Source organism: Aquimarina litoralis (assembly GCF_019295435.1).
Lineage (GTDB): Bacteria > Bacteroidota > Bacteroidia > Flavobacteriales > Flavobacteriaceae > Aquimarina > Aquimarina litoralis_A.
The window spans coordinates 42714-51714 of sequence record NZ_WEKL01000035.1 but is presented as its reverse complement, the minus strand read 5'-3'; the positions used below and the strand labels follow the sequence as shown (position 1 = coordinate 51714).

The window sequence follows — 9001 nt, the reverse complement described above, 5'->3', positions numbered from 1 at the left end:
GTATATGGAAGTTATTTTAATGAGGATACAGCTCCAGCTAGAGAAACGGTTGCTGTAAATGCTTTGCCAAAATTTGTAAACGTCGAAATCTCAGTAATTGCTGTAAAGTAAGAACTTTAATAACTAAAATATGAAAGCCTAAGTTTATTCAACTTAGGCTTTTGTATTTATAAAGATACTTGTAGTTTATTTTACTATTATATTTCTTGTTGCTTTTGTACTTTCACTTTCAATTGAAATTATATAATTCCCAGTTTTCAATCCATTTACATCAAATGATAGGTTATATATTCCCTTTTGGAGATCTTGTTTCTGTAATTGTTGAATCAATCTCCCCTGAATATCGAATAAATTTATAATTACTTCACCTTCAGAATTCATCGCATAATGAATATTTCCTTGATCCAAAACAGGATTCGGATATACTCCTACCACTACAAATTTCTCTTCAATATTTTTTAAAGGCTGTTTTTCCGTTAGAATAGTTTCCTGATATGCTCCTCTACTATTTAATGCCGTAGAAGCTTGAGATGCTCTTCTCACTCTACAATTATTTGAATTCACATACCAGCTTCTAGATCTATTTTCTCCAGCAATTGGTCTCGAAACATCATTCGTATCAAACCAATCTGCTTGCACTCTATCTTCTTTTACATCAAGCACATAATACCCATGATTGTCTAAATCAACATCTTTAATATGTCTATTTAGCAATCTTACATAGAATTCTGATAATCCAGATGCTATTCCTCCCAAGAAATCCAAGTTGGTAGAACTAACACTAGGAACAACAAACTCACACATTTCGCAATCTCCATTGTAACGAACCTCTCCAACAAAAGTACTGTGTATATCACCTGTAAGAGCAATTACATTATTAATATTATTAGACTTTATAAATCCCAACAGCTGCTCTCTTTCTTCTTGATATCCATCCCAAGCATCATTAGATGGAACACCATTCCACGGCATAATCATTACTTGATTACCTATAATTCTCCACTTTGCAGAGGAATTTTGTAATTGGTTTTTTAACCAAGTAAATTGCTCAGATCCTAATATCGATGTATAAGCTTCTTTGTTTGATTTTGTTAAATCTTCTTCTTGATACTTAGTACTTTTGCTTAGTAATTCTTCCAAAGCGGATTTGGTTGCCTTATCTGTAGTACCTTTATTTATAACTTGTTTTACAAAACCATCGATTACCATATCAAATTCTACCGAAGTCAGAGCATTTTCATTTTTAGATTCCTCCTTACCATTCGAAACATGTAAGATCATGGGTAACACTTCTCTTAAAACCTCTCTTAATTCTTTTTCTTTGGAAAGATCTTTTTTAGCAATCACATGTTGAGCAAATGACTTAAAAGCATCATTTGAAGCTGCAGCACTAATTATGTTTTTGGAAGAATTTACTTGGGTATCCCTACCTTCTATTCGAGTATCCAACATTATTAAATCCATGAGCTTGCCATAAGAGATCTTACGATACAATCTATATTGCTCAATGGAATTTGCTCGAACTGGCATCCATTCGAAATATGCCTTAAAAGCATTGTTCTTTCTTATTTGCCAATCACCTTCAGAGGATGGTGTATGATTTTCTGCCCCAAATTTATTAGCATCATTTGCAAATTCATGATCATCCCAAATATTAATAAATGCATGTTGCTGATGAACATTTCGTAACATTGGATCTAGTTTATAATACGAATGACGAACTCTATAATCATTTAAAGTAATCGTTTCATTTTCTGGAACGTGTCCTCTACCCACTTCGTCACTGTAACCGTATCCTCCAGATTCATATTCGTAAATGTAATCCCCAAGATGTATTACCGCATCTAAATCGGTACGATTCGCTATTTGATTATATGCATTAAAATATCCATCTTGGTAATTAGAACAGGAAACTATAGCAAATCTCAAGTTATCCACCATGTCTTGTTGTCGAGGAGCCGTTCTTGTTTTACCTACAATAGATTTTACACCTAATGATTCGAATTGATAGTAGTACGTTGTGTAAGGCTCTAAACCTTTCACATCCACTTTTACCGTATAATCTTTTGACTGATTCGTGTTTATAATACCTTGTTGAGCTATTTGATTCATTTGAGGGTCTTTAGCAATTTTCCAATTTACCTCTATATTAGTAGCATTTGTTGTAACTCTTGTCCATATAATAACGGCATTTTCTAATGGATCACCAGAGGCAACTCCATGGTAAAATGGCGCCAAAGAAGAATCAAAATAATCAGAGATATTTCCGGCATCAACAGTACGTTCTATTTTGGTTAGAACAGTATTCAGGTCTTGAGCATAAAAAAAATGTGTACACAAAAATAAAAAGATGAGTTTTCTTAGATTTGATTTCATGTGGAATGATATTTAGTTGTTAGTTTTTCGCGAAAATATGCGAATGAGATAACAAAAAAATCAACGAATTTCTTTTTTAATCAAACCTTAAATTAGATAAGAAACATTTTATTTTCCCAGTAATAAATTAACCCTCTTTTTAAATACTTCTTTAATTAATTCCGTATTTTAAAGGGAAAAATCGCTTAACATATTATTCTTATATGTTTTACTTGATTTTTTTTATTTTTAAGAATGATTGATTTCTTATTAACTTCTGATGATCCATTATCCAAACTTTTAGTAGAAAAAGGAATTACTTCTTGGCACACATTAATTGATTTTATTAAAAATGTTCCCTATGGAAGAAATGCTAACCGAACAGATTCTAAACTAGTTATTACAGAAAACAGAGGTACATGTAGCTCTAAGCATGCATTATTAAAAAAGATTGCTAATCTTCATCAACAAACAGATATTGAACTCATCATTGGGATATACAAAATGAACGCCACCAACACTCCTAAAATTGGTACTGTTTTAACAGATCATGATTTAACCTACATTCCTGAGGCTCATACTTATTTAAGATATCATAATATTACTATTGATGCTACTTCTGTAAATTCTAATTTTGATCTCATAAAAGATGATCTTTTATTGGAAGAAATTATTCAGCCGGATCAGGTCGGCGAATACAAGGTTAACTATCATCAGAATTACATTAAAAACTGGATTATCAGTGAAGAAGTAGATTTTTCTTTTACTAAAATTTGGGAATTACGAGAGCAATGCATCGCAAATCTATCTTTGTAAAACTATATTCCTTTTAATAATAATTGCGCTGTTGAAGGGTTGGTAGCTAACGGGACATCATATACATCGCACAATCTCATTAACATAAAAATATCCGGTTCATGGGGATGCTTAGCCAACGGATCTCTAAAAAATATTACCATATCTACTTCTTTTTCCGCTACTCCTGCAGCAATTTGGGCATCTCCTCCAAGAGGTCCAGAAAGTAATGCTTGTACATTAAAACCAGCTCTTTTGGCTTTTTCTCCTGTTGTTCCTGTAGAAATAAGTTTTATATTTTTAGAGTCTAGGATATCACGATGCTCATTTAGAAACTGTACCATCTCAGCTTTCTTTCCATCGTGTGCTATTATTGCTATTGTCATACTAATTTTATACGGAAAGTATATCAGAAATTCTAAGTAGTTCTTTATTGATACTGTGATCTTCTTTTAGACCATCTTCAAAATTGGTAGCTACAATTTTATTATCAATTAATCCCACCATTACGTTTTGTTCACCATCCAATAATAATTCTACTGCTTTTACACAAAGTCTACTGGCTAATGTTCTATCAAAACAAGTAGGAGAACCTCCTCGCTGCATATGTCCAAGAACCGTTACTCTTACATCGTAATCAGGCATGTTTTCGGTAACATAATCTGCTAATTCATACACATTTTTACCGATTTTATCACCTTCACTAACCACTACAATACTGGAGGATTTCCCGGATCTTTTACTGCGTTTAAGGGACTCTAACATTCTGTCTAATCCAAGGTCTTCTTCTGGAATCAATATTTCTTCCGCACCAGCCCCTACTCCACTATTTAAAGCAATAAATCCAGCATCACGCCCCATTACTTCAATAAAAAATAATCGATCATGTGAACTTGCAGTATCCCGAATTTTATCAATAGCTTCTACTACGGTATTCAGAGCTGTATCATAACCGATTGTAAAATTGGTTCCAGCTATATCATTATCAATTGTTCCTGGAACCCCAATCACAGGAATATCATATTCTTCACTAAAAACTTTACCACCTTTAAAAGTACCATCTCCTCCGATTAAAACCATTGCATCTACACCTGCATTTTTAAGGTTTTCAGCAGCTTTTTTTCTCCCTTCTGGAGTTCTGAATTCGGATGAGCGGGCTGATTTAAGAATAGTTCCTCCTGTACTTATAATGTTACGTACGCTTCGGGCATTCATCTCGCAATAATCATTTTCTATCATTCCCTGATATCCTCTGTAAAAGCCTATACACTTTACATTATAATACGAACACGCTCTTGCTACTGCTCTGATAGCTGCATTCATTCCAGGAGAATCTCCTCCAGAAGTCATTACACCTATAGTACGAATTTCTTTGGCCATTATAGTAAGTAAAATTTCTTCAAAATTAATTATTCTTATCTGTAAAATTAAGATATTCTGGTGTATCTATATCGATAGTATCCTTAGTTTTTTGAACTAAAGTATCATTTACTTTTTTAGATTTAAAAACCTTATCCCACAGTTCTCCAAAATTATTGAAATCAACGGAATATGATATACCCAAACCTTGCTTATATCCTTGGGATTCACCTATATATTGAATTTCATTTTGACGATTAAAAATCTTTCCTTTAAGTGTTCCTTCCTCATTAAACAGATATTCTACCTCTACATCTCCAGTAACTACAGATTCACTTACACCACCAATAGGAACTCCTACTCTTCCATTTATTAAAATCCTATTATTAATCTGCGTAGAAACGGTTACTCCAAATTGATCAGCTGCTTCTTGATCTAGATTTCTGTTTCCTTGCACATAATTTACTCCAACTCTAAACTTATCATCATCTCCAGAGAAAATACCATTCACCAATCCTGCTGCTCTTTCCACCAGATTCCCAGTTATAAAAGTAGGATCTAAGTTTCCGCTATAAAACTGTCCTTGCGTTACTAATGACAAAGCTTGTAATTCTTTTGTAGCTTGATCTTCTAACTGATATTCTAATTCGCTTTTTGCTACAGAACTTAAATTTGGCAATTCTATATTAAAATTAAGATCTGGTTGAATTAGTTCTCCATTAAGGTCAACTACAACTTCTACAGGTATTTTTCTATTAATTGTTGCGTTTTCTAACAATACAGCTGGGTTCGCTTCGGTTTTATATACAGCACTAAGATTTAATTTTGCTCTAGTTGGGCTACCGTCCCAATTGATACTACCTCCTGATCTCACTGTAAAATCTTTACCTACTAATGCTCCATATCTAAAGTTATAACTTCCTTCGTATGCTACGAAATCCCCCCACATATTGAATTTTCCATTGGTATTAATCTCTATCAATAAAGTACCTGCTCCTCTACCTTTTAATGAACTACCAGTCTTTTTATCAACTACAACTTCTACAAGCGCATTATTATTCACATACAAGTCAAAATTAAGCTCTAAACCTTTTATTTCTTCTAAAATAATTTCTTTACCATCCAAACGTGCTTGTTTTTCTTCTGGACTTAAAAAATGTATATATGAATTATCTCCTATAGATTCGGATTCATTTAACGGTATTTTAAAAACAGTTCCTTTTTCGGTAGTAGCATTTACATTGATTACTAAACCATCTGTCGGCCCAGAAATCGTGGCATCTCCACTAATAAAACCTGTTCCATAATACAATGACTCTTCGTCTTCTTCTGTATCAAGAACTAGTAACCTTTCTTTGGCAGTTAAGGTTAACCCCAAATCCCATTTCGAAAAACGCTGATGTCCAATATAACCACCTAAAATACCTTTTGTTTCATATTTAGTATCGGTTATATTGATATTATCAAAATTGAAACGTTGTTCTTTTAGAATCACTCTAGAATTATTATCAAAGTCTAAATCCACATTCAAATAAGGAACTTTTAAACCTGCTTGATCAAGGGTTAAAATTCCATCAATTGATGGGTTTACATAATTTCCAGTTATTTTGGCATTACCAGAAACCTCTCCTCTAAGGTTAGATATTACGATACCTCCTAAATCACTAAATCCAGATACATCAAATTGATCAAGATTTACATCAATATTCATACTTGGATTATTATCAGAAACATCTATGGATCCAATTGCAGACAGCGTTTTAACGTCATTATTATTAACCAATCGGGTATTAATAGAATATTGAGTCAGGGATTCATTTCCAGAAGCATTTACACGCAGTTCTCCTAAATCTGTATCATTTACAGATAAGTCATCAATTATGACGGTAGAACTTGGAAAATATACACCTTTATCTTGAAATATTTTTAAATCTCCATCTACTACTCCAGATAATTGTAAATTTTCTATATAGGGCGTTATTTTATTCAAATCAACATCAATAAAAGTGGCTTTAATATCTTTTTGATCTTTTCCTTCCATAGTTCCAGAAACACTTATCTCCTCTCCTTCATGACTTAGTTTAATGGATCGTATATCTATATTTTGGAAGTTATTATCGAAAATAATTTTATTACTACTCTTACTTTTATTTGGATTAGCATACCACGTATATCCTTTAAAAGTGAAATCAGATTTTTTAAACCCTAATACAGAATTGTTATCTTCATTGATGGTGTGATAAAATTCTAAATTATAATCATCTACATTATTTTTACCTCCTTTAAATTCTGAACGCATAAATAAGGTGTCATTAAGCGTTACATTGATCAAACTAAATTTAGAGACATCATAATACTGCGTATTAATACTATCAATAGCCACATAGGTATTAAAAAGTGGATTCTTGTTATCTACTTGAATATCGACCTTTTTCATAAGGTTGTCGAATGCTTTGATCGAAGGAGATTTGAAAGTCAACTTAAATTCAGAATCATTACTTTCCACTTTCCCTTTTATAAAGGTATTCGGAGCAAACTGGATCTCAGGAAAAAACACATCTACAATCTTGTTATAAATCCTAAAATTAAACTCCATGAATTCATTATCTGTAATTTCAGTAGGTTCAAAATTAGTATATAAACTACCTATGGAATTACGGAATAAATCATAAACGTTTTCAAACCTAAATACTCCTTTCACATTACCCTCAATAATGTCTGGACTATTCATCGTAATCGTTCGAACATTTTTGTCGTCAAAACTTGATGTGATATCGAAATCATCAAAATAATAACTAGCATTCTGATTTTTATACAATGTTTTTTCAAAAGATATCGTACCAAATGCATCGTTAATACCTGTGCCTTTCATTTTCATTTTCACATCTCCATTAAAAATGGAAATACTATCTCTGGTGAAAATATTAAGTTTATTCAAGTCTATATGGTCAACGTTGGCTACAAAATCATAATTGTTAATCTCTTCGGAAATATCAGCAACACCATTAAAGCTAAACTTCATATTTGGATCATCAGCTACAAGCTTTCCGTCGAAAACTGGATCTTTTAAATTTCCAAAAACATTAAGGTTTGTATAGGTGTATCCATTAAATTCTAGTCTTTTGATATCTCCTTCCAGTTTTGTGTCTAAATTCTCTAAAGTAAATCCTCTACCATCTACATTAATATCAAATGAAGCATTTCCTAAGTTTGGTTTATTCAATAATTGACCAACATTAAAGCTATTAGATATAACACTACCATTGTAAGTAGCATTTTTTACGTTATCTAAATCTCCTAGTAACACGAATGCGTTTATCTTTCCTAATTGAGAATAGAAATCCATATCAACATCCACATCCTTTATAGTAACAATAGCATTACCCACACCTTTCACACTTCCTAATTGGTACAGTTGTTTAGGTAGAGATTCTCCTAAAATATTAGGTAGTAAATTCACTAGATCATAGTAATTCGTAGTTAAATTTTCTAAATCTCCATCTAGTCTAAAATTTGAAACATTGGTTACCGCATTTCTAATTCTGATATCCCCTTGGATTATCGATCGATCTAATCCTGAAATATTAGCATCTACTATTTTAAAATCATTTAGTGTCCCCTTTACTACTGTATTTTTTAGCCTAAGGTCTTCATCACTTCCAAATTCTTTGTAAAATGGGATTAAATCATTGGTAGAAATCACAGCCTTTGAAAAGTCAGCAGTGATATTAACGGCATTTTCGAAATCTATAAGTCCTCCTCGTTCATACTCAAATACAATTTCACCGTTAACTTTGGAATCTCTTGTTTCTATCAGTAAATCTCGAAAACGCATTTCTGTAGGAGTAATAGAAAAATCAGTTTTCAAATTATATACATTTAAACCTCTATGATCTTTAAATGCCAAAAGATCGGTAGTAATATAAAAGTCTTCTCCATCCACTTTTAGACTTTCTGCATCTAACATGATATCTCTTAAAATCACTATTTGTGAATAATTAAGATTTTCATCAATATAACTGAACTTACCATTCTCCATAGTAACATTTCCAGTAGTCAGTAAAAACTTAGTTTTCGATGAAGATTTTTTACCCGTATTAAATTTTCGAATAAAGGTCATAAGATTGTCACTCCTTTCACCTTTATACATTTTCATCCTAAAAGTTAAATCATCAATAGAAACAGCTCCTAACTCGGGTTGCCCTTTTGAAATCTCTTTAAGGTTTAAAATAGAAGTCGCTATACTTTTAGCATATAGTAAGGTATCTTCATGATGATCTTTTACAAAAACCTCCTTTAAATTTACCTTACCGGAATAAGTCAAACCGACTTTACCAATGTTAATAGCTACCTTGTATTCATCATTGATATAATTCGTTATTTTTTTACCAAAAAATGTTTGAACGGCAGGGATTGAAAATAGGATCACTAATACTACAAATAGTGATATAAGGATAATGAATATCCTTTTCAATATTTTCCCAAATTTTTT

The 9001-nt window shown here is 32.1% G+C and carries 6 protein-coding genes; 2 read left to right on the top strand and 4 right to left on the bottom strand.

Annotated features, from left to right (window positions below):
• The coding region (locus GBO31_RS17025) for a Rid family hydrolase (protein ID WP_246615906.1) at positions 1-111 on the top strand (111 nt) is incomplete at its 5' end.
• 75 nt (positions 112-186) lie between these two features.
• Here the strand turns inward: GBO31_RS17025 and GBO31_RS17020 are convergent.
• Complete coding sequence (locus GBO31_RS17020; RefSeq protein ID WP_219009564.1) at positions 187-2376, bottom strand: alkaline phosphatase D family protein; 2190 nt, start codon at positions 2374-2376, stop codon at positions 187-189.
• A 234-nt stretch (positions 2377-2610) separates the two neighbouring features.
• Here GBO31_RS17020 and GBO31_RS17015 point away from each other — a divergent pair, with 234 nt between their 5' ends.
• Positions 2611-3171, top strand: a complete 561-nt coding sequence (locus GBO31_RS17015; RefSeq protein WP_246615904.1) for a hypothetical protein — start codon at positions 2611-2613, stop codon at positions 3169-3171.
• Between the two features lie 2 nt (positions 3172-3173).
• Here GBO31_RS17015 and GBO31_RS17010 read toward each other — a convergent pair whose 3' ends face one another.
• From GBO31_RS17010 to GBO31_RS17000, 3 genes are read right to left on the bottom strand one after another with little or no spacing between them, the layout of a single operon-like run.
• Entirely contained in the window at positions 3174-3536 is a 363-nt protein-coding gene (locus tag GBO31_RS17010) for a methylglyoxal synthase (protein ID WP_219009562.1), read from the bottom strand.
• A gap of 7 nt (positions 3537-3543) precedes the next feature.
• Positions 3544-4530, bottom strand: a complete 987-nt coding sequence (gene pfkA / locus GBO31_RS17005) for a 6-phosphofructokinase (protein WP_219009560.1) — start codon at positions 4528-4530, stop codon at positions 3544-3546.
• 25 nt (positions 4531-4555) lie between these two features.
• Positions 4556-8983: a translocation/assembly module TamB domain-containing protein gene (locus tag GBO31_RS17000; RefSeq protein ID WP_246615903.1), complete on the bottom strand. Its 4428-nt coding sequence runs from the start codon at positions 8981-8983 to the stop codon at positions 4556-4558.
• Between the last annotated feature and the right edge of the window lie 18 nt (positions 8984-9001).

Coding starts and splice junctions, on each gene's coding strand:
- GBO31_RS17020 (WP_219009564.1), bottom strand. CDS start 2,376: ATGAAATCAAATCTAAGAAAACTCATCTTTTTATTTTTGTGTACACAT.
- GBO31_RS17015 (WP_246615904.1), top strand. CDS start 2,611: ATGATTGATTTCTTATTAACTTCTGATGATCCATTATCCAAACTTTTA.
- GBO31_RS17010 (WP_219009562.1), bottom strand. CDS start 3,536: ATGACAATAGCAATAATAGCACACGATGGAAAGAAAGCTGAGATGGTA.
- pfkA (WP_219009560.1), bottom strand. CDS start 4,530: ATGGCCAAAGAAATTCGTACTATAGGTGTAATGACTTCTGGAGGAGAT.